19 protein-coding genes and 1 rRNA gene are annotated in these 20851 nt (G+C 39.8%); 18 read left to right on the top strand and 2 right to left on the bottom strand.

Annotated elements, in window-relative coordinates:
- The first annotated feature begins 22 nt into the window (after nt 1–22).
- The 3 genes from rrf to AC13FX_RS08630 all read left to right on the top strand — a co-directional run bounded on the left by rrf (nt 23) and on the right by AC13FX_RS08630 (nt 3462).
- Nucleotides 23–132 (top strand): 5S ribosomal RNA (gene rrf / locus AC13FX_RS08620).
- A gap of 121 nt (nt 133–253) precedes the next feature.
- The gene (gene porZ, locus AC13FX_RS08625; RefSeq protein ID WP_482880162.1) at nt 254–2560 is read left to right on the top strand and encodes a type IX secretion system anionic LPS delivery protein PorZ; all 2307 of its coding nucleotides are present in this window, start codon (nt 254–256) and stop codon (nt 2558–2560) included.
- Complete coding sequence (locus AC13FX_RS08630; protein WP_482880163.1) at nt 2560–3462, top strand: glycosyltransferase family 2 protein; 903 nt, start codon at nt 2560–2562, stop codon at nt 3460–3462. Before porZ ends, AC13FX_RS08630 begins: the two co-directional genes overlap by 1 nt.
- A 4-nt stretch (nt 3463–3466) precedes the next feature.
- Here AC13FX_RS08630 and tgt read toward each other — a convergent pair whose 3' ends face one another.
- The gene (gene tgt, locus AC13FX_RS08635) at nt 3467–4594 is read right to left on the bottom strand and encodes a tRNA guanosine(34) transglycosylase Tgt (protein ID WP_482880164.1); all 1128 of its coding nucleotides are present in this window, start codon (nt 4592–4594) and stop codon (nt 3467–3469) included.
- Nucleotides 4595–4682: 88 nt separating this feature from the next.
- Here tgt and AC13FX_RS08640 point away from each other — a divergent pair, with 88 nt between their 5' ends.
- From AC13FX_RS08640 to AC13FX_RS08690, 11 genes are all read left to right on the top strand, one after another.
- Nucleotides 4683–6092, top strand: coding sequence for a sugar transferase (locus AC13FX_RS08640; RefSeq protein WP_482880165.1), 1410 nt, complete (start codon nt 4683–4685; stop codon nt 6090–6092).
- Between the two features lie 3 nt (nt 6093–6095).
- Nucleotides 6096–6824: a polyprenol monophosphomannose synthase gene (locus AC13FX_RS08645; protein ID WP_482880166.1), complete on the top strand. Its 729-nt coding sequence runs from the start codon at nt 6096–6098 to the stop codon at nt 6822–6824.
- A 68-nt stretch (nt 6825–6892) separates the two neighbouring features.
- Nucleotides 6893–7849, top strand: a complete 957-nt coding sequence (locus tag AC13FX_RS08650; protein WP_482880167.1) for an acetyl-CoA carboxylase carboxyltransferase subunit alpha — start codon at nt 6893–6895, stop codon at nt 7847–7849.
- Nucleotides 7815–8282: an acyl-CoA thioesterase gene (locus tag AC13FX_RS08655; RefSeq protein WP_482880168.1), complete on the top strand. Its 468-nt coding sequence runs from the start codon at nt 7815–7817 to the stop codon at nt 8280–8282. The genes AC13FX_RS08650 and AC13FX_RS08655 overlap by 35 nt, the downstream gene beginning before the upstream one ends.
- A gap of 12 nt (nt 8283–8294) precedes the next feature.
- The gene (locus AC13FX_RS08660; protein WP_482880169.1) at nt 8295–8774 is read left to right on the top strand and encodes a DUF2085 domain-containing protein; all 480 of its coding nucleotides are present in this window, start codon (nt 8295–8297) and stop codon (nt 8772–8774) included.
- Nucleotides 8764–9321 (top strand): DUF4199 domain-containing protein, encoded by a 558-nt coding sequence (locus tag AC13FX_RS08665; RefSeq protein ID WP_482880170.1) that lies wholly within the window; start codon nt 8764–8766, stop codon nt 9319–9321. Before AC13FX_RS08660 ends, AC13FX_RS08665 begins: the two co-directional genes overlap by 11 nt.
- Nucleotides 9322–9330: 9 nt before the next feature.
- A complete protein-coding gene (locus tag AC13FX_RS08670; RefSeq protein WP_482880171.1) occupies nt 9331–10278 on the top strand; it encodes a CPBP family intramembrane glutamic endopeptidase in 948 nt (315 codons plus the stop codon).
- Between the two features lie 56 nt (nt 10279–10334).
- On the top strand, nt 10335–10568 hold the full coding sequence (locus tag AC13FX_RS08675; protein ID WP_482880172.1) for a hypothetical protein: 234 nt from the start codon (nt 10335–10337) through the stop codon (nt 10566–10568).
- 3 nt (nt 10569–10571) lie between these two features.
- Nucleotides 10572–11393, top strand: coding sequence for a phosphatidate cytidylyltransferase (locus AC13FX_RS08680; protein ID WP_482880173.1), 822 nt, complete (start codon nt 10572–10574; stop codon nt 11391–11393).
- Entirely contained in the window at nt 11380–12411 is a 1032-nt protein-coding gene (locus AC13FX_RS08685) for a dipeptide epimerase (protein ID WP_482880174.1), read from the top strand. Before AC13FX_RS08680 ends, AC13FX_RS08685 begins: the two co-directional genes overlap by 14 nt.
- Nucleotides 12412–12460: 49 nt before the next feature.
- Nucleotides 12461–13357 (top strand): TIGR01777 family oxidoreductase, encoded by an 897-nt coding sequence (locus AC13FX_RS08690; protein ID WP_482880175.1) that lies wholly within the window; start codon nt 12461–12463, stop codon nt 13355–13357.
- Between the two features lie 46 nt (nt 13358–13403).
- Here the strand turns inward: AC13FX_RS08690 and AC13FX_RS08695 are convergent, their stop codons facing one another.
- On the bottom strand, nt 13404–16100 hold the full coding sequence (locus AC13FX_RS08695; RefSeq protein ID WP_482880176.1) for a hypothetical protein: 2697 nt from the start codon (nt 16098–16100) through the stop codon (nt 13404–13406).
- Between the two features lie 47 nt (nt 16101–16147).
- Here AC13FX_RS08695 and AC13FX_RS08700 point away from each other — a divergent pair, with 47 nt between their 5' ends.
- Genes AC13FX_RS08700 through AC13FX_RS08715 form a run of 4 tightly spaced genes read left to right on the top strand, consistent with a single transcriptional unit; the run spans nt 16148 to nt 20817 of the window.
- A complete protein-coding gene (locus AC13FX_RS08700; RefSeq protein ID WP_482880177.1) occupies nt 16148–18250 on the top strand; it encodes a BatA domain-containing protein in 2103 nt (700 codons plus the stop codon).
- 5 nt (nt 18251–18255) lie between these two features.
- Nucleotides 18256–18846, top strand: a complete 591-nt coding sequence (locus tag AC13FX_RS08705; RefSeq protein ID WP_482880178.1) for a hypothetical protein — start codon at nt 18256–18258, stop codon at nt 18844–18846.
- 13 nt (nt 18847–18859) lie between these two features.
- Nucleotides 18860–20149 (top strand): GTPase HflX, encoded by a 1290-nt coding sequence (gene hflX / locus AC13FX_RS08710; protein WP_482880179.1) that lies wholly within the window; start codon nt 18860–18862, stop codon nt 20147–20149.
- Nucleotides 20150–20151: 2 nt separating this feature from the next.
- Complete coding sequence (locus AC13FX_RS08715) at nt 20152–20817, top strand: CBS domain-containing protein (RefSeq protein ID WP_482880180.1); 666 nt, start codon at nt 20152–20154, stop codon at nt 20815–20817.
- The last annotated feature ends 34 nt before the right edge of the window (nt 20818–20851 follow it).

Here is a 20851-nt window from a genome sequence, read left to right on the forward strand (position 1 = left end):
GGGTCCATATACTGATTTTATTGAAGGTGACTCTAGCGCAGGGGTCCCACCCGTTCCCATCCCGAACACGGCCGTTAAGCCCTGCAGCGCCGATGGTACTGCCACAAGCGGTAGAGTAGGTCGTCGCCTTCTTCCTTTTTAAAAGCCTCTTTATTTTATATGAAGAGGCTTTTTTATTTTTATACCACTCGATGTTTTACTTTTTGTTATGTTCACAACAAACAAGTTCATCATATAAGCTTATCTAAATCTCTTGGTAAAGCATCTTTTTTGTTTAACTATAGCATATTTGACTTCAATAGGTCTGATATATGCTCAAAATTCCGATGATTGGAGTCTTTATTCATCCTTCTCATCTATAAATTCCCTGTTACCCACTGAGGATGGATTTATAGCATCAACCGGTGGCGGAATTATCCAATCCAATGAAAGTCAGGTAAATACATTAAATATCACGGATGGATTGTATGGCAATGATGTTATTTCCGTTTATTATGATAATGAAAGAGCTCTGACTTTTTTAGGCTATTCAGATGGTACCATTGATGTCATAAATGATCAACGGGATACAATCAAAAGACTTGATGATATAAGACGAGTTGAACGATTTGAGTCCAAAGAAATCAATGCCTTCAGGGTCTTGGATAATAGTTTATTTGTAGCTACCGGTTTTGGTATCGTACAATATGACCTTGGCAGTTATTTAGTGAAGAATAGCTATTTCAGGTTTGGCAATTTTGATCCCGGTATTAGTGTTACAGATCTCATCGTAACACAAGATTCATTATATATTTCAACAACTCAAGGAGTTGCGATTGCAGCCTTAAATAATGAATTGAGTAACTATAGTGTGTGGAAAACTTATAACGTAAATAATGGCCTCATTTCTACCATTATTGACAAGATCTTTACATTTACTGATTCAACTTATGTATTGAATGGTCAGGAAATTAGTGTGTTACGAAATGGAAATTGGTCAGAAACGTTTACTGAAATTAGCGAACCAATCACTGATATAAGTACTTCATTTAACCGGGATTACTTAGCCATTCTAACAGATGATAATGTCTATGTATATGGCCAGGATTTTCTATCTGATATTATTAATGTAAGTGATATAGAAGGAAAGAACTTAGTTGGCATTTCTAAAGAAAAACTTACGATAGGTACAGGGTATACTGGAGTTTATTTAATAGACCGGGTAAATAATGAACGAAACAAGATTCTTCCGCAGGGACCTCAGTTTAATTATTTAAACAAATTATTAATAGATAATGGTGTGTTGGTTGGTACCTCAAGTAACGAATTTCCAGGTTCTGATCCTTTAAATCCATTTCGGGGTTATTCAATATATGATGGTAATAATTGGGATAACTATAACAGGTTATACAGTCAAGAATTAGCTTTTGTTGAAACAGTTTACTCAGTAAGCCAGACAACTAACTCATATTATTTGGGAAGTTGGGGGGATGGTGTTATCAAACATGCAAAATCAGATAATAGTATTGAAGTTTATAATTCTGCAAATTCAAGTTTATCGGGTATATTTTCCGATAATAGTTTTGTAGTTATATCAGGTCTAAGCAAAGATAGCGAGGATAATTTATGGGCAGTTAGTTATCTATCTGAATATCCTCTTAATTTGCTGAAAGATGGTAGCAATGAGTGGGAAAATTTCAAAAATGTGACGGGTACGGATAATTATTATGACTTATATATTGATTCAAATGATCAAAAATGGATCTCGTTGATCACAAATACGAATTCAGGACTGGGTTTGCTGGTTATTGATACAAACTCACCTGAAACTGAAAATGATGATGAATACATAAAACTAACAGAAAATCCTGACAGAGGAAATTTACCTCATCCAAAAGTCAATGCAATAATTGAAGACAGGAACGGTGAAATTTGGATCGGAACAGACAGAGGTCTGGCTCGATTTATTTTTCCGGAGTTTATTATCAGTGGATCCGCTAATGAAAGGCAAGCTCAGTGGTTGATCAATGAGGATACGACAGCTGCGTCAAGATTCCTTTTAAGAGATCTGAATGTTTCCTCCTTAGCAGTAAACCCTGCAAACCAAAAATGGGTAGGGAGTCAGGGTCAAGGAGTATGGCTGTTAAATAATGAAGGTAGTCGAATTCTAAAAAGATTTACAGCTGAAAATAGTAATTTGATCTCTAATAACATTAACGATATAAAAGTTAACGAAATTAACGGAGAGGTTTTCATATCAACGGATGTTGGCTTAGTGAGTTACCAAGATGTATCGAAAGTAGCAGAAAATAAAATGAACACACTTAAAGTTTTTCCAAATCCTTTCCGTTATAAAGATCATGACCAAATTCTAATTGAAGGGCTGACAGAGGAAACAAATGTCAAGATCTTAGGCATAGACGGGTTTGTAGTGAATACGCTGGAAACCAGGGGTGGAACGGTGAGTTGGAACGGACGTGATTTTAATGGAAAGAAATTAGGTACCGGGGTGTACTATGTAATTGCAAATTCAGCAGGTGGTGGCGAAAAAGGAATCGGAAAAGTCGTAATTGTGAATTGATGCCAGAAAAGACGCACCCTGATATTTCAATCATCATTGTAAATTATAAGGTGAAAGAATATGTAAAAGGGCTTCTGAAATCGATCGAAAAGGCAAAACATAGTTTCGATCTTGAAATATTTGTGATCGATAACGATTCAGGGGATGGTTCGAATAACTATCTAAGGAAGTATTTTCCAAATGTTAAGTATATAGATAATGAGACAAATATTGGATTTGGCAGAGCAAATAATCAGGCCATCAGGGAAGCAAGTGGAAAGTATACTTTCATAATTAACCCTGACACTGTGATCAGTGAAGACTTGTTTTCCACACTAACAGATCACTTAGAAAATAATCCAAAGTGTGGTGCTGCAGGAGCTAAAATTCTAAATCCTGATGGTTCATACGCACCTGAATCAAAACGGTCTGTACCAACGATCTGGTCATCATTTTGTAAGATGTTCTCTCTGCATGAATTCTTTCCTGACAAAAAGTTTTTCAATCAATATTATTTGAACTGGTTAGATGATGATGAAATTAATAGAGTTCCTGTTTTATCAGGTTCCTGTATGTTCTGGAGAACGGATCTGCTAAAGGAGTTGGGCGGGTTTGATGAACGTTTCTTTATGTACGGTGAAGATATAGACCTTTGTTATAGGGTTCAGAATACAGATTTTTATATCGATTATGTTCCTGAAACAAGCATTATTCATTATAAGGGGGAAAGCACCAAAAAAGGTGACCTGCGTTATAACTGGATATTCAATAAGGCTCTATATCAGTTTTATGATAAGCATTACAGTACCAAATACAGTTTGTTTTTTAAAGGGTTCATATATCTTGCGATCTGGGTTAAGACTATTTCTTCAGAATTATCGGGGGTTTTTAAGAGCGAAAAAAATTCAACTAATCCCCCCTAATACTTTAGATCTTACGCTCCAATTCTTCCACCATTCCGGGATACCAATCACCAAATGTATCGTCCGTTATTCGTTGTCTTACCTTTTCCATAAGCCATAAATAAAAGGTTAGGTTATGAATGGATGCGAGTACAAGTCCAAAGATTTCGTTGTTTCGAATCAGATGATGGATATATGCCATGGTATATTTACTACAGAGATCTGAAGGAAATTCAGGATCCAGAAATTCATGATGATCCTTCCATTGCGCATTCCTTATGTTAACTCTTCCGTGTCGGGTAAAAATTGTGCCATTTCTGGCATTTCTTGTTGGCATTACGCAGTCAAACATATCTACACCACGGGCTACACCTTCCAGTAAGTTAGCAGGAGTTCCAACTCCCATTAGGTATCTGGCTTTATCCTGGGGCAGGTAATCGGTATTCAGGTCAGTAAATTCATACATAAGGTCGATAGGTTCACCGACACTTAAACCCCCAATGGCAATGCCTTCGAAATCCTGATCTACCATAAATTTTGAAGATTCGATCCTCAGGTCTTTATAGGTCCCACCCTGTACAATGCCAAATTGAGCTTGCTTATGACCATACAACGGTTCTGTTTCTAGAAATGCTTTCCGACCTCTTTTTGCCCATCTATGAGTAAGTTCCATGGAATTTTTTGCATAATCATATGAGCTTGGATACGGTGGGCATTCATCCAGTAACATCATTATGTCGGAACCAAGTATACGCTGAATATCTACGACGTTTTCGGGAGTAAATGAATGGGAGGAGCCATCGATGTGACTTTGAAAATGAGCTCCTTCTTCATCCAGATCCCGAATATCAGATAAGGAAAAGATCTGATAGCCACCGGAATCTGTTAAGATAGGTTTATCCCATTTCATGAATTTATGTAGGCCGCCGGCTTTTTTAATAATTTCACAACCGGGGCGTAAATAAAGGTGGTATGTATTTCCAAGTATGATCTGAGCTTTCACTTCATCAATCAAAGTTTGTTGGGAAACACCTTTTACTGTGCCAAGTGTACCCACAGGCATAAATATGGGGGTTTCTATAATGCCATGATCTGTTTTAAGTTCACCTAATCGTGCTTTTGTGGTAGTTGTCGTTTTCTTGAGTGTATACAAACTAATGCGAATTGAGTTTAATGAAGTTATGCAGCCTATTTAAAATTCCGTATTTTGATTTTTTTAAATCCTGAGGCTAAAGAAATTGATGCTAAAGTTAAGAAGATATCGGGAAGTTATTTTTACAGGTTTACTCGATTTTATGGTCGTTTCGGCAGGATGGTTAATTTATCATTCCTACACAGAAGTTATTTGGGAGTACAGGCTTTTCAATATTGAACCGGAAATTTTATCTAACGGGCTAGTATATAGTGTCTTTTGGATTGCCTTATTTGTGGTTACCGGTGTTTATAAAAAACTATACTTGGTCTCAAGGCTCGATGAGTTTTTGCGAATAGCTAAAGCCAGTTTCATTGGGGTCTTGATCCTTTTCTTTGTTTCAGGTAATGATCAGCAAAACACCTGGGAAGTACAGAGACAGGCAGTCTTTTTATATGGTTTTACGGTTTTTGTTCTAATGGCTTCCAACCGGTTTATTATTAGAAGTGTTCAAAAATATTTTGCTCAACGGGGTAAAGGTCTGCACCGAGCCATAATTGTTGGAGCCGGAAGGTCGGCAAAAATTGCTTACGAAGATCTAAACAGAAATAAAATCTTAGGAATGGAAGTTTTGGGTTTTGTGAGTATCAACGGGTACGATCCGGATCCGTCATTGGGTATTGCAAAGAATAAAATTCTTGGAAGTATTGATGAGATCGAGCAGATCATAAATGACTGGCAGGTACAGGATGTTATGGTTGCCCTGGATCCCGAACATAGGGAGAAACTTGTAAATATTATTGCAAAAACTGATTCGCCTGAAATATCACTTAAGCTCTTACCCGATTTCCATCAGATTGTAAGTGGTTTGAGTAAGACAAATCAGATCTTTGGTATGCCACTGATCGAAGTTTCTCCTGAACCTATGCAACTTTGGGAACAAATTACAAAAAGGCTTATAGACATCGTGATTTCGATCACTGTTTTGACTTTGACATTGCCTGTATTATTGGTCATTGCAATATTTATTCGGTTTACATCGGATGGCCCGGTAATCTATAAACAGATCAGAGTTGGCAGGAATGAAAAGCCGTTTACCATGTATAAATTCAGGACCATGCAAAATGATGCTGAAATTAACTCAGGGCCGCAGTGGGCCTCTAAGAATGATCCGCGTGTAACACCAATTGGCAGATGGTTGAGAAAACTCCGAATTGATGAAATACCGCAATTAGTTAATGTTTTGAAAGGAGATATGAGCCTGGTAGGGCCAAGACCCGAAAGGCCTCACTTTGTGGAGAAATTTTCTGCTGATGTTCCCTTATATTCACGCCGTCATCGAGTTCGACCCGGTATCACTGGTTGGGCTCAGGTAAAATGGAAATATGATGCAAGTATGGAAGATGTTCGCGAAAAAACAAAATATGACCTTTTTTACATTGAAAATGCATCCTTGAATATGGATGCAAAGATCTTGATCAATACAGTAATGACAGTTATTAAAGGTAGGGGGCAGTAAGTAATGCAAAACGATTCACTGATCATTATCCCTACCTATAATGAATCCCATAATATTGAACGGTTGATCGATCGATTGATGGAATTGGAAACAAAGGTTGATATTCTCGTCATTGATGATGGGTCACCGGATGGAACCGCAGACCATGTTCGTAAGGCAATAACAAAGTATCCTGATAGAGTGCAATTGATCGAGAGGGAAGGAAAACTGGGTTTGGGAACCGCTTATGTGCGAGGATTCAAGTATGCAATCAAAGAAGGATACACGTATATCTGTGAGATGGATGCTGATTTTTCGCATGATCCTGATGACGTAGATAAGCTCATATCTGAGGTGCGAACAGGAAATGCAGATGTGGCAGTAGGATCAAGATATGCGAATGGTATAAGTATCATTAATTGGCCACTCAGCAGGTTGATACTTTCATATGGAGCGAATATTTATGCACGGACCATAACCGGGCTTCCTATCTTTGATACAACGGCCGGATTTAAGTGTATACACCGGAAAGTTCTGGAAGAAATATCCATCGATCGTATAAAATCAAATGGATATGCATTTCAGATAGAACTCCATTTCAGAGCCTGGAAAGCCGGTTTTAAATTGAAAGAGGTTTCGATCGTATTCAGAGAGCGCGAGGAAGGAGTTTCAAAAATGTCAAAAGCTATCGTCAGAGAAGCTATATGGAGAGTTTGGTCCTTGAAATTCCGTAGTATTTTCGGAACACTTTGATCAATTCTGAATTCTCACCTCTATAGAAGATTGCGTATATTAACAGAGATTAAACCTAAAAAGCAGTTATGCAATATTTAGATTTTGAACAACCCATTGCTGAACTTGAAAACAAAATTGAGGAGTTGAAAAAGCTCTCAAATGTGAGTGATGGTGTACTTGATAAAGAAATTGAAAGTCTCAATAAGAGGGTTGATAAACTTCGATCGTCCATCTTTGAGAACCTTACACGATGGCAGCGTGTACAACTTGCACGTCACCCTGACCGCCCATATACATTGGATTATATAGACAAGATAACTGAGAATTTTGTCGAAATACATGGTGATCGATATCATGCGGATGATAAGGCAATAGTTGGAGGATTTGCTACAATAGATGGCCAGTCTGTTATGATCCTGGGGCACCAAAAAGGACGGGATACCCAACAACGTCAGTACCGAAGATTCGGAATGGCAAATCCTGAAGGATATCGCAAAGCATATCGATTGATGCAGCTTGCTGAAAAATTTGATATCCCTATCATAACGTTACTAGACACTCCGGGAGCATATCCGGGATTGGAAGCTGAGGAAAGGGGGCAAGCTGAAGCAATTGCAAAGAACCTGAAGATGATGGCAATGCTAAAAGTGCCTTTCATTACTGTCGTAATTGGTGAGGGTGCCAGTGGTGGTGCTATTGGAATTGGAATGGGCAATGAAGTTTATATGATGGAGAATACCTGGTATTCTGTTATTTCCCCTGAATCTTGTTCTTCCATACTTTGGAAAACATGGGACTATAAGGAGCAAGCTGCTGCAGTACTCAAGTTAACAGCTCCTGACCTGAAAGAACTCAAGGTCATCGATGGGGTCATTCCTGAACCACTTGGCGGGGCTCACCGAGATCATGAAACTGCTGCTGAGGAAGTTAAGAAACAGATCTTAAAGAGTCTCAAACATTTGAAAAAGCTGAAGCCGGAAAAACTCATCGAACAGCGTATTGAGAAATATGCAAGTATGGGTGAGTGGAAAACGGTTAAGTGATCGCGTGAAGTACCCGGATAAACGCCCGTTGATCGAATATTCACATGAGCTTAGAAGCCGTTATGGTGAAACCGATCGTATGGGTTATGTATACTATGGCAGGTATTTGGAGTATTTCGAAGTTGCCCGTACTGAAATGATCCGCTCCTATGGGTTATCGTATCGGGAAATGGAAGAATCGGGGGTAATGCTACCCGTTATTCACTCTGAGATAGAGTATAAGATCCCGGTTCTTTACGATGAAAAAATGCAGATCAAAGTCATGGTGTTTGATGTGCCGGCAGTACGCCTTCAAACATTTTATGAGGTAACAACACCAGGATCGGATGATATCCATGTTTTCGGGGAAGTATCCCTTTGCTTTATGGATGCACAGACCCGACGCCCATGCAGAGCACCTGAGTCTTTCGTTAATAGTATTATCACACCATAATTGTAAGTGATTTTGAATGATGTACTGCCCCATAACAGAACTCTTTATTTAGCTATAGCAGGAGCATCAGTATCGTTGTTTGTATTAGCTTTGGGGCCGGGTCTTTATAGTAGTTCAAATGCACAAGTTTTCAGTTGGCAGTATGAAGGTTTTGATCTTCTATGTCATCAAATCACGGATCGTTCTTTTCATTTGTCAGGCATTCCAATGGCAGTTTGCAGTCGCTGTATTGGTATTTATGGGGCATTTGTGGTGGGGTGGCTGGCTTTGCCAGTTCTGTCAAAATTGAAAATTTCCCATAGAAGTAAAATTGGGTGGTTAATTGGACTGATTATTTTAAATTTAGCCGATGTCTTCGGTAACTTTTTTGATATTTGGTCGAATACATTGATAATCAGGTTGGTTCTAGGAATTATGCTTGGATTATCAGTTGTATTTTTATTTAACAATGAATTTTTCTCATTAAAAAATCACATAGATCATGGAAAATGAACAGGTAGTGCCCACATATTGGAACTCGGTATTAATTGGTGCCCTAGCAGTGGCTTTGATAACTGGAGGACTTGGAATTCTGTTGATGTATTACGTTGCCGGTGCAGAACCTTCAATGACAGTAATGGTTATCTCAGGATTAACCCTGCCACTAACATGTCTATTTGGTTTGGTGGGTGGAATAATATCAACAAGACATTATGCAAAAACCTATGATATAACCTTCACAATTGGGCAGGGTGCATTGATCGGATTACTTACCGGTGCAATTGCTGCAATATTTGCAACAGTGATAAGTCAGCTCTGGATGATGATCGATCCCGCATTGATGGAGAATTTTTATGATAATATGATTTACTCAATGGAACAGATCGGTATGCCACAGGCGCAACTGAATGAAACCATTGATAATATGCAACAAACCAGAGAGCAACAGCAATCATTTGGTGGAATCGCCTTAGGCTTGTTGATTAATGCTGTGGTACTTGGAATAGTTAACGCAATCACTGGAATGATCGGGGCAAAAATATTTGCCTCTGAGGAATAAAAAAAATTGATGGAACAAATCGTTAGTTCGAACACTGATTCTCAGAAACCTTCAACATATCAAGAAAATAATATACCATGGGTGGAGCGTAATGGATTTGCTCATTGGGCCGTTGCTTTTGGATGGGTTCTCATAGCCCTGATCGCTTTTAATGTTGTAGGAGCGGTTGTTGGTGTAGTTGGTATATTACTTACATCCGATAACCTGGATCCTGAGGCTATGATGCAGGATCTATCATCGAACTTTGATATTCTATTTTTAGCCAACTCTTCCGGTCAGATCCTGATCATGGCGCTGGCTACAATATTACTGGTTAGATTACATGCAGTAAAAGGAGAGCGAAAGGAATTTCTGAGACTTAAATTGTCATCAAACGTATGGCATGTCACTATTGTGGGAGCGGTATTATTTATTGTAGCACAACCTACCATTCTATTCCTGGGATGGTTGAATTCGTTTATACCTGTTCCGGATGTAATGGCAGAAATGCAGGAAACCATGGCAGAAATGATCACCACCTTTCTGAAATCAGATAATGCACTTTTGCTGGGGGTTTTACATATAGGTATTGTTCCAGCAATTTGTGAGGAGATCATGTACCGAGGTTATGTACAGCGTGCATTGGAAAAAAGCTGGGGAATAATGGCAGCAATTCTGATATCAGGTGCTTTATTTGGAGCTTATCACTTACAGATCTCTAACTTTATTCCACTCGCAACATTGGGTGTCTTTTTAGCCTACCTGACCTATATTTCTGACAGTTTGGTCCCTGCGATGGTAGCCCACTTTGTAAACAACGGGGGGCAAGTGATAGCAAGTAGTTTCTATCCTGAAATGCTGGACCAGCAGATCTCACCTGAAATGGATATCCCGATTCTATTGGTTATACTTAGTGTGGTAGGTACAACATCTTTATTGTATTACTTATATCAGATAAAATTTAAAGGAACTCAATAATGGGCTTTTTTTCCGAATCACCAAAGCCGAATGATATAGATAACTGGGTGTGTGTTATGGAAGCAAGCACTGACCTGGAAGTTGAAATGGCAAAAAACTATCTCTCAAACCTGAAGATCCCATCCAATATATTGTCAAAAAGAGATTCGGCTTATAGTCTGACAGTAGGTGAGATGGCTATGGTGTATTTATATGTTCCGGTGGAGTATAAAGAAAAAGCCATGAATGCTTTGAATGAGCTCGAAGAGGAGAATCCAGATTTCAATCTTGAAAATGACTCAGAGGAATAAGGTTTGAGTGAACTCACTAAGCGAATATTGTTTGCAGTTCCGGCTGCCATCTTATTCATATACCTTACCTGGATAGGAGGTTGGTACTTTAAAACCTTCATTATTTTGATCGGTTATTTTATTCAACAGGAAGTCATGCGACTGATGGATGGAGCGGGTCTTCCAACCGATCAATATTTCCCTTACACGATCGGCCTTTGGGTGATGTTATATCCGGTTTTGCCATATGTTTTTGAATTAGGATTGGGCATCTTTTTGATTTTTATAGCGGTTCAGACATTTAGAGATAGTGAAGATAGTATCAGTCAGTTAAGTACTTCGTTTTTTGCAGGATTATATGCTCCCATAGGGATGTTAAGTTTGATGCTTATACGTGATACAGGAACTAATGAGACCGGTTTTGTACTTACGATCGCCACCATGTTAATGATATGGGGTGGAGATGTGTTCGCGTATTTTGGAGGTAAGAATTTTGGGAAAAATAAATTAGCTCCGGCAATTAGTCCCAATAAGACCTGGGAAGGTTTCTTTTCCGGATATTTGGGATGCTTTTTGGGTTTATTGATCGCATTGAAAGCCATACCGGTCGAAACCACACTTACCCTTACTTTGGCACTTCCATTAGTGCTGTTGGTTGGTACATTCGGGCCTTTTGGAGATCTAATTGAAAGTAAGATCAAAAGAAAAGCCGGAGTAAAGGATTCTTCTAATCTTCTGCCGGGGCATGGTGGTTTCTTTGATCGTTTTGATGCCGTTATTCTTTCTGCTCCTGCTGTTTATATTTATATAAAGCTCATTCAGGATTTTGATTATGTCTCATTTTGATATTTCGTGGCAGGTAATACCCCTTAAACTGAGAGAGGTATTTACCATTGCACGAGGTTCAAAATCAGAAGTTCGTAACGTATTTCTTAAGATCAAAAAGGATGGCATAACGGGTTTTGGTGAGGCAGGCCCCAACACCCGTTACGAAGAAACATCCGAAAAAGTAGTTGAGTTTTTTAGCTCCCTACCTCAAGATTTCTTTGATGCATTGACTGATATTTCTGATATCCCAAAAAAGCTGGAAGAGTTAAACTTACCTCCTGTATATTCAGCATATGCGGCTGTCGAAATGGCGTGGGTTGATTGGTGGGCAAAATCCAAGTGTCAGCCATTATGGAAGTTATGGGGGTATGATTCTCCCATAGGACCCGTGACCTCTTATACCATCGGTATTGATACTCTCGATAGGATGCAGCAAAAAGTGAAAGCGGCAGACCAGTATCCAGTATATAAAGTTAAATTAGGTACTGATAAAGATCGTGAAATTATTCAGGCGATCCGTGAGGTAACAGATAAACCCCTTCGCGTGGATGCAAATGAAGGCTGGATGTCATTGGATCAGGCTAAACGTGAAATTCAGTTTCTTGAATCCCAAAATGTGGAACTGATCGAGCAGCCTATGCCTGCTTCAGAGTTTGAGCTGATGAGAGAGTTAAATCAATGGTCGCCATTGCCACTAGCTGCCGATGAAAGTTTTACAGGTACTGAAAGCCTGGAAGAGATCGCAAATGCTTTTGATATTATAAATATCAAACTGATGAAGATCGGAAGTTTGTATAAGGTAAGGCAGACCATAAGGCATGCAAAAAAGTTAGGATTAGATATCATGATCGGATGCATGATAGAAAGTTCGCTTGCCAATGCTGCCGGAGCATTGTTGAGCCTTGAAGCTAAATATGCAGACCTGGATGGTCATTTACTGATATCAAATGATATTTGTGAAGGATTGGCAATTGATAAATATGCAAGGACCATCTTATCTGATAAACCCGGATTTGGAGTAGATTGTGAATGCTAAGGGGTAGAGAATTGGTTATAGAAATACTCAAACAGATAATTAATACGTAATGAATATACTTATCACCGGTGGTACTGGATTTATTGGCGATGAATTAAGAACTATGCTTCTTAAGGAAGGGCATAACCTTGTTATTGTGACCAGAAGTCCCAAGAAATACGAAGATGAAAATGCACAAAACCAGCGATTCATTTCATGGGAAGAGGATCTTGTGTCAGAAATGGAAGAGATGGATGCAGTGATCAACCTCGCTGGGGAAAGTATATTTGGTCAGCGCTGGACGGATGAAGTTAAAAAGCGGATCATGGATAGTCGGGTAAAAACAACTGAACGATTAGTTGATGCCATGGAAAAAGCACAGAATAGACCTGAATTGCTTGTTTCTGCCTCAGCTTCCGGATATTATGGAAACAGAGGGAATGATATTTTAACGGAAGATGAATCGGCTTCCGATGACTTTTTGGCTCAGGTATGTGTTGAATGGGAAAAAGCTTCACATAAAGCTGAAGATTTTGGGGTGAGAGTGGTGAATCCCCGAATTGGAATTGTACTGGAAAAAGGAGGTGGGGCCCTTGAGAAAATGGTTCCGGCATTTCAGTTCTTTGTGGGAGGTCCCATAGGTGATGGAGAGCAGTACATGAGTTGGGTTCACCGCACGGACCTCTGTAATGCCATCATATTTCCTCTTAAAAATGCAGAGTTAAATGGGGCTTACAATGTTGGCGCTCCCAACCCGGTTACTATGAATGAATTTTCTGAGATATTAGGAGAGGTTATGAGAAGGCCTTCTTTATTTAGGGTACCAAAATTTGCCTTGGATATAATTTTGGGAGAAGCGGCTAAACCTGTAACGGACAGTATCAGAATGCAACCCAAAAAATTACAGGTCAATGGTTTCGAATTTAGATTTGAAGAACTCGAAGAAGCTTTGGCTGATATCCTGTAACCGGTGAATTAATGTGCCTGTCCAAAATCTCAGAAATACAATGAATTTATTCTTGTGATTCCTGTTTATTGATGGTCCAACAGCGTAACCCTTCCCTTGTTTGTGCAATAAGCTCTTTGAGTCCATCTCCGTTAATATCCGTGATCAAAACGTGTTTCATTCCGGAGGTCGGAAGATTAAAAAGTCGATTATCGGTCAGAATTTCCCAGGCAAATAATCTGCCAAATTCAGCCAATGCCAATACCTCTCTATTCAAGTCAGCATTGATATCAGTAATAATGGGAGAGAATGTTGATGATGCTGGTTGTCCAAGACTTTTTGTGTATCTGAGTTTACCCGCTTCGTTATACAAGAAAATAGATCCACTGGTACTTTGGGTAATTATCAGATCTTCATTGAAAAACCCGGTTGAGTCTTTCAGCAGTACATTTGGTTGTACTTTCAGAGATGAAATTTCATTATTGGATACATAAAGTGAACGAACACCCACAGAATCTTCTGATATAACAGTGGCTATTGAATCTGCAAAAACGGGATCAGTTCCGATCGAGTAAATATAACCATCGGAAGCTCCTGCCAATATTTGATCTTTATAGTGCAGGGGTGAGCCTGTAAATGGTGCATTAATAAACTGTGGATATCCAGGACGGGTATTGCCACTTCGTAACCAACTATGCAGTGTGTTCTCAGAAAAGGCCCATAACGACCATGTGTCGTTAACCAAACTAAATGCAGGTCTGGTATTGACCACGGTATTTGTGTTTTGAGGCCAACCTCTGACATTGTCACCTCTACCATCAAGTACATGAACTTTGCGGTCTTGTGTAGCCACTACGATCTCAGGTACTCCGTTTCTGAGAATATCCTGCACCAGGATCGGGGCTGATATCTGTTCTCCCATTTCAATTGGGAAACGAGGCAAGAGGTCTCCGTTTTCGTTCCAGGCAAAGATCTTGGTCTCGGCCGCCTGTAAAACGATCTGTTGGTTATTGCCATACCAATCGTATAGTACGGGGCTGTCAACAGGCTCCAATCCTCCCGTTGAAGTTTCCATAGCTATGGTCCCATCCATAGCCAGGGCCACCACGCGACCGTTCTGGGTGGATATGACGATCTCATTTGCCGAACTTCCCACGAGATCACCCAAAACCGGGGTTCCGCTAAGGTCATAATTTGAAAGAGGAACAACCCATAATTCTTCGTAAGGAACACTGGCACCTTCCTTGGAAAAGGTATTTACCTTGATGTCAACGGTATTAGTGCTCGCTGTGAAAGTAATGGATGTGAGGTCAAAACGACTAAGTATACCGCCGGCTGTGGTTTCAGCTTTCAGATAGGGCGTAATAAATTTCAGAAATTCGTTGGAATCGGTCCAAACAAAACCACTGACGGCTTCCGGTAGGCTTTCTCTAAATGAGGAATAGGTGTCTTCATAATAAATAACGCGACGCCGGATACGGTCAGAGTTTACACTTTCAGCTAGTCCCTTTCTTTTAGCGATCACAACAACATCGTTGGAAAATGCCAGATAAAAATCGCGAAGGTTGCTAAGTTCTGAACCGATCAATTCACCCAATACCCTACTGCTGATCTGATAGGTATTATCCTGGCGCTCAATAAAGCCTTCACTATTTAGTTCGAACATTTCCTGACGGAAATCACTCAAATCACTGACTTTTCTCATAAAAAGGAATTCCCCTTCTTCCAAAAGACCGGATTCCGGAAATGATTCAAAAGCGAATTCTGGCGACAAGGTATTGGCGATATCCTGATAACGTTCTATGTCATTCAGCAACAAGGAGTCGAGGGAGGTCATGAAAGAGTCTTCAGGTTCTGCCGGTACCGTGGTAACAGGAAGGCGCATGATCGCAAAACTGGCCACGTTACTTGCAATGTGCCTGTCGAGTGTAATAGGTTTGTTCTCAAATGAAAAGGCATCAACTAAAATAGAGCGATTATCCTGCAGTGGAATAGTGCCGGTTAATTCTACATTGGCAGTTGTGTCATCAATAAACTGGGTGTTGATGATAGCCGGAGAGGTTCCGGTGAATGAATTCATAAGGCCTGGACGACTGCTTACCTGAGCATATTGTTCTATCCATTTATCAAGTTTGGGCGTATTTAATACCAATGAGTTCTTAGGGGGCTCACTTTCCAGTTCTATTGATGGTGTTTTACCAACATAACTGCGTATGGCGTTTTCGACCAACAGGCTTGATTTTGAAAGAATAAGATGATCCCGAACCTGTGCTGCATATAATTCATCCCGGTTGTAGAACAGGCGATGAATGACCATTTCACTGAAATTGTAATTATTTTGAGTGAATGGCTGATAAAAATTTGAAGCCCAATCCGCAATGTTCTGATCACTGAAATCAATGATGTAAAGCAATTCAGATTCTGTTGAGGTCACCGGATTCAGGACCAATGCTTTTATCTTTAACTGTGTATTAAGGTTCTCGCCAAGTCCTGCAACTTGTTGAATTCCTGAAGGCGTCATATCATCCAGATATGACGCATATTCTTTGGCAATAATATCCTGTACATTTACATTCTCATCCGGCACAACCACAAAGGTGGAATTCTCGGGTATCAGTTTATACCAATCATTATTTGGTATGGCAGAACAGGCGGAAACAAAACTTAAAATGAAAAAAGTAATTAAGATGTTTATAAAGCGTTGCATCAATAAGAAATAATAAGCTGTTTTGGATATTATGTAATCGCTAATTGCAGTAAGCATAAAAAGTTCCTGTCAGAAAAATAAAGGTAACATTTTTTGAGCGCTAAATGAGTTTTCTAAATCCATTTTTTTTATTGGCGTTAATAGCCGTGGGGCTACCTCTGGTTATTCACCTTCTGAATTTAAGAAAGCCACAGAAAGTATCATTTTCTGCGCTTTCTTTCTTCCGTGAGTTAAAGAACACTACGATCAAAAAGATCCGTATCAAACGCTATCTGTTATTATTTTTGAGATTACTAGCAATAGCTTGTTTTGCCTTCGTGTTGGCTCGTCCGTTTCTTCCTCCCGGATATACTTCGGGAAGTGCTGTTCAAACCCCTGCTCTTAACGGTATTCTGATCGATAATAGTATCAGTATGTCCAGAATCGGAAAGCAGGGGCCGCTTTTTGAATATGCAAAGGAGATAGTTGGTTCCATTCAAAGATCAGCACGGGAAAAAGATCGTTTTATAGTGCAGTTTACAAATGGTGGTGAGACAGCCGGTAATATTCTCAGCAGTACAAATGTGGATCGGTTACTTACGGACCGTAAGATTTCTGAGTCCGGTAATTTTATTCAGTCTCGCCTCCGGATGCTTATTGAAGCACTTGAGAATGCTCCATATCAAAATAAAAATCTGTTCTTGATCACAGATAACCAACGATCACAAATTGAGCCTTTGCAAGAACTTGAATTGAAGGACGTGACCGTAACAGTGATCGATGTTGGGGATGTCGAGGTTCAAAATACCTATGTTAATAAGGTTTACAGTTCCACAAGTATGATGGGAGCCGGAATTCCTTTCAATATTGAGGTTGAACTGGCAAATGAAGGGCAAGTTAGTGCCATCAATCAGTTTGTTTCGATGGAATTTGAAGGGGAAAATGTTGGTCAGTTTTCAGTTTCACTCGAACCGGGTGAAAGTAAGATCTATACATTTGAAGTGACTCCTTCTAAAACAGGATCAACGAACGGAAGGATTTTTGTTGAAGGAGATGAATTTCAGGCTGACAATAACTATTACTTTACCCTGCAGGTACCTGAACAAAGAAATGTGTTGTTGATTCGAAATTCAGATCTCAGAAATAACCAGATATCATATACCACAACAATGCTGCAGGCAGCTGGTGAGAATGATGCTCAACTCAGTTTTAAAAAAATTGAGCCGGATCTATTTGAGAAAGAAGATCTTTCAAATTATGATGCGCTGATACTGGATGGTCTGAATAATATACCGGAATATAGTTTTGAACTGATGGAAAGTTTCGTTCAAAATGGAGGTGGGCTTATTTTCTTCCCCTCTGAAAATGGGAGTATGGTAAACTATAACTCATTTTTGGAGGTATTTAATGCCGGCCGGTTTACCGGTGTAATTGGGGATTATGCATCCTTCCGATCAGTTGGAGAAGCGAATGAACTTCTTCAGGAACATCCGGTGTTTGAGTCATTATTTGAAGAGGATGAAAGCGAAGAGTTAAGGATCAATAATCCCTCAATCTTCTATTATTTCAAATTCTCCGGCTCAGATACGGGCGTTCATTTTGACATCTTTGCTTTAAACAATGGTGACCCGCTAATACATGAGAAACGCTTCGGTGAAGGAGCCGTAATAATCGCATCCATCGGGAATGACCCAGGTTGGTCGAATTTCCCTGTTCAGCCCGTTTATGCTCCATTTTACTATAGGTTGCTACTGTATGCTGCATCTTCTGAACAGGGCGGGTTTGCGGAACATACACTTGGTCAACCGTTCAGCTGGGTTGGAAATATAAATGCTGATGAAGCCGTTGTTGAAACAGGTTCGGATCAGATCAGGCCTTCTGTAGATATAGTTTCATCGGGGGTCAGGTTGCGGTACCCTGCAGAGGAATGGGTTCCGGGATGGATCCAAATTAATGACGGATCAAATGAGATCTCCATTTCAGTGAACTCGGATAGGTCAGAAAGTATTTTTAACATCTTTGATGAGAATGACCTGGAAAATCTGACCGAGGGAGCCGACATTCTTTGGGTTGAGGCCGGTGATGTGGAAGAGAATGAGCTTCAGGAACGGATCACCTCAACCGGGTTTGGCCGGGAGATCTGGAGCTGGTTCATGATCGCAGGTTTATTTTTGTTAGTCATGGAATCTGTTGTTTCAAGATGGTATAAAGCTGAATCATTATCTTAAAAAAGATGGAATTTGAAGAAGTACTGAACATATTTTTCAGAGGAGTGATCCTGTTCTTTACAGTAGCTTCGACCTTAATGGCGGGCTATTCACTTCAGAATAAATTCAGATTGAGAAAAGTACGTCTGAGCTGGAGATCCGGGAAATTGAATGGATATCCACTTTTTGCGACGGTATTTCTAGTTCTTATTCTGTCATTGGTGTCAATAATATTGGTAAATGGTTATTCAACGAGGTATGGCATCCTATTTGCATATATATGGATCGGATGTATGTGGTTCATATCAAGCTATTTGGCTTCGAAGTATTACATAACAGACTATGGTATTGTTAAAAACATAAATGATCCTTCTCAAACCATACCCTGGTTCCAGATACTGGACTATGTGGAACTTGATGGAAAGAAAGGGGTGGAATATTTGTTCAGTTATTCAGAAATGAATAAAAGTTTAAGTGAAGGTTATCAGCAACTAAAGCTGTTTGTGCCTTACAAAGAGCACGAAGCAGTCAAAAAAATTGTATCTTTAAAGTTGGAAAATAAGATAGAAGGATATTCCATTCCGGATATTGACCTCAAGAGAATTCAGGAAGATTAATTAGGTATCACATTTGTTAGACGACGTAAAAAATTCAGACATAGAACGAGAACGAGTTGCACTAGTAGGCCTTTATGGGCCGGAGACCACCAGGTTTCAGGCTGAGGAATATTTAGATGAGCTTGAGCTACTCGCTGATACGGCAGGTGGCATTACTATAGAAAAGATCCTGCAAAACAAGACTCATCCGGATCCGTCTACATATATTGGTAAAGGGAAGCTAACAGAGCTAAAGCGGATCATGGGTGAAAAGAATATTGATACCGTCATCTTTGATGATGACCTGTCACCCACCCAGCTTAGAAACATTGAACATGGAACAGATTCCAAGGTTTTAGATAGAAGTTCATTGATTCTGGATATCTTTGCATCCAGAGCAAAGACAGCTGCCGCCAAGACACAGGTAGAGCTGGCTCAGTTGCAGTATTTACTACCCCGACTAACAAGATACTGGACTCACTTATCTCGACAAAAAGGGGGGATCGGAACCAAGGGGCCGGGTGAAACCCAGATCGAAACCGATAGACGCCTTATTGGTCGACGTATATCTGTGCTCAAGGACAAATTGGATAAATTGAGTAAACAACGTACCACACAGCGGAAAGGCCGGGAAGGTATGAACAGAATATCACTTGTGGGATATACCAATGCCGGTAAATCGACATTGATGAATGCACTCACTGAGACCGGTGTATTTGCTGAAGACCGTTTATTCGCTACCTTGGATTCAACGGTAAGGCGTCACGAACTTGAAAACCATTCTGTGTTGTTATCCGATACCGTCGGGTTCATTCGAAAATTGCCACATAATCTGGTAGAAAGTTTTAAATCCACACTTGATGAAGTTCGTGAAGCTGACATTTTGCTACATGTCGTAGATGCATCCTCTAAAATGGCAGAAGAATACATTGAGGTGGTTGAGGAAACATTGGAGGAAATTGAAGCTACAAACAAGCGAACCATTCTGGTATTTAACAAAGTTGATAAAATGGATGCGCAACAGGTAGCAGATATGAAGCAGAGATATCCTAATGCAATATTCGTATCAGCGGAACAGAGAATTGGACTGAAGGAGTTGGAAAGAAGCATTGAAGATATGATAGAACTTGAGTATGACAGACATACACTTCAGATTCCGGTTTCAAAATACAAGGCAGTTGCTTTTATTCATGAGAACGCGACTGTTGAGGATGAGTCATACGATGGGACAGATGTAGAAATGACATTCAGCATGTCTGAAAAAGATTTTAAGCAATTATCACATTTGTTGGATACTATTGGGACTAATGGCGAAGTTGTATAAAAATGCTAGTTAAAGAGATCTTAAATACTGACATATCCCCACTGAAGCTCACGGATACCGTGGCAACAGCTCTTTTGAAGATCGATCTGTTGCACACGAACAAGTTCTGTGTAGTTGATGAAGAAGGAAAAGTGGTTGGTATGGCCTCACTTGAAAAATTAATTGAGGTTGTAGATGAGAAATCTCCTCTCAAAGATGTGGAATTGGACGAGCCTTTAACAGTTCCAAAAGATCAGCATTTATTTGAAGCATCAAGGGTCATGCTGGCGAAAGAGTTATTTTTGATTCCCGTTGTGGATAAGGAAATGTACTTTCAGGGCATGATCAAGAAAAGGGATCTGCTAACAGCTCTTGGAGATGCTTTTAATCTATCCAGTTTCGGATCTGTTATTGCTGTTGAAATGGAACAGGCTGATTTTACATTGGCTGATCTCGTCAGGATCATTGAGATGGAAGGAGCTAAGATCCTGGGTGTTGCGGTTCAGCAACCCAGAGCTGAAAACCCATCCTACAGAGTCTCGTTTAAATTGAATTTAGAGGATTCCTCTGCTATAAGCTCCAGTTTACGTCGTTTTGGCTATACTATAATATCCGAAGCTAATAGTGAGGCACTTGAAAATAATCTTTCTGACCGGGCGGATGAACTTATTCGCTATCTTGACATATAAGAAGTAACCATTAACCCAACTTAGTTAAACGAGT

Source organism: Gracilimonas sp. B-17 (assembly GCF_056857935.1).

What these genes read in the sequence shown, in the direction of transcription:
- AC13FX_RS08670 (WP_482880171.1), top strand. Translation starts at nt 9,331, where the DNA reads ATGGAACAAATCGTTAGTTCGAACACTGATTCTCAGAAACCTTCAACA.
- AC13FX_RS08705 (WP_482880178.1), top strand. Translation starts at nt 18,256, where the DNA reads ATGGAATTTGAAGAAGTACTGAACATATTTTTCAGAGGAGTGATCCTG.
- AC13FX_RS08665 (WP_482880170.1), top strand. Translation starts at nt 8,764, where the DNA reads ATGGAAAATGAACAGGTAGTGCCCACATATTGGAACTCGGTATTAATT.
- AC13FX_RS08675 (WP_482880172.1), top strand. Translation starts at nt 10,335, where the DNA reads ATGGAAGCAAGCACTGACCTGGAAGTTGAAATGGCAAAAAACTATCTC.
- AC13FX_RS08645 (WP_482880166.1), top strand. Translation starts at nt 6,096, where the DNA reads ATGCAAAACGATTCACTGATCATTATCCCTACCTATAATGAATCCCAT.
- AC13FX_RS08630 (WP_482880163.1), top strand. Translation starts at nt 2,560, where the DNA reads ATGCCAGAAAAGACGCACCCTGATATTTCAATCATCATTGTAAATTAT.
- AC13FX_RS08650 (WP_482880167.1), top strand. Translation starts at nt 6,893, where the DNA reads ATGCAATATTTAGATTTTGAACAACCCATTGCTGAACTTGAAAACAAA.
- AC13FX_RS08685 (WP_482880174.1), top strand. Translation starts at nt 11,380, where the DNA reads ATGTCTCATTTTGATATTTCGTGGCAGGTAATACCCCTTAAACTGAGA.
- AC13FX_RS08690 (WP_482880175.1), top strand. Translation starts at nt 12,461, where the DNA reads ATGAATATACTTATCACCGGTGGTACTGGATTTATTGGCGATGAATTA.
- AC13FX_RS08655 (WP_482880168.1), top strand. Translation starts at nt 7,815, where the DNA reads ATGCAAGTATGGGTGAGTGGAAAACGGTTAAGTGATCGCGTGAAGTAC.
- AC13FX_RS08640 (WP_482880165.1), top strand. Translation starts at nt 4,683, where the DNA reads ATGCTAAAGTTAAGAAGATATCGGGAAGTTATTTTTACAGGTTTACTC.
- AC13FX_RS08700 (WP_482880177.1), top strand. Translation starts at nt 16,148, where the DNA reads ATGAGTTTTCTAAATCCATTTTTTTTATTGGCGTTAATAGCCGTGGGG.
- AC13FX_RS08695 (WP_482880176.1), bottom strand. Translation starts at nt 16,100, where the DNA reads ATGCTTACTGCAATTAGCGATTACATAATATCCAAAACAGCTTATTAT.
- AC13FX_RS08715 (WP_482880180.1), top strand. Translation starts at nt 20,152, where the DNA reads ATGCTAGTTAAAGAGATCTTAAATACTGACATATCCCCACTGAAGCTC.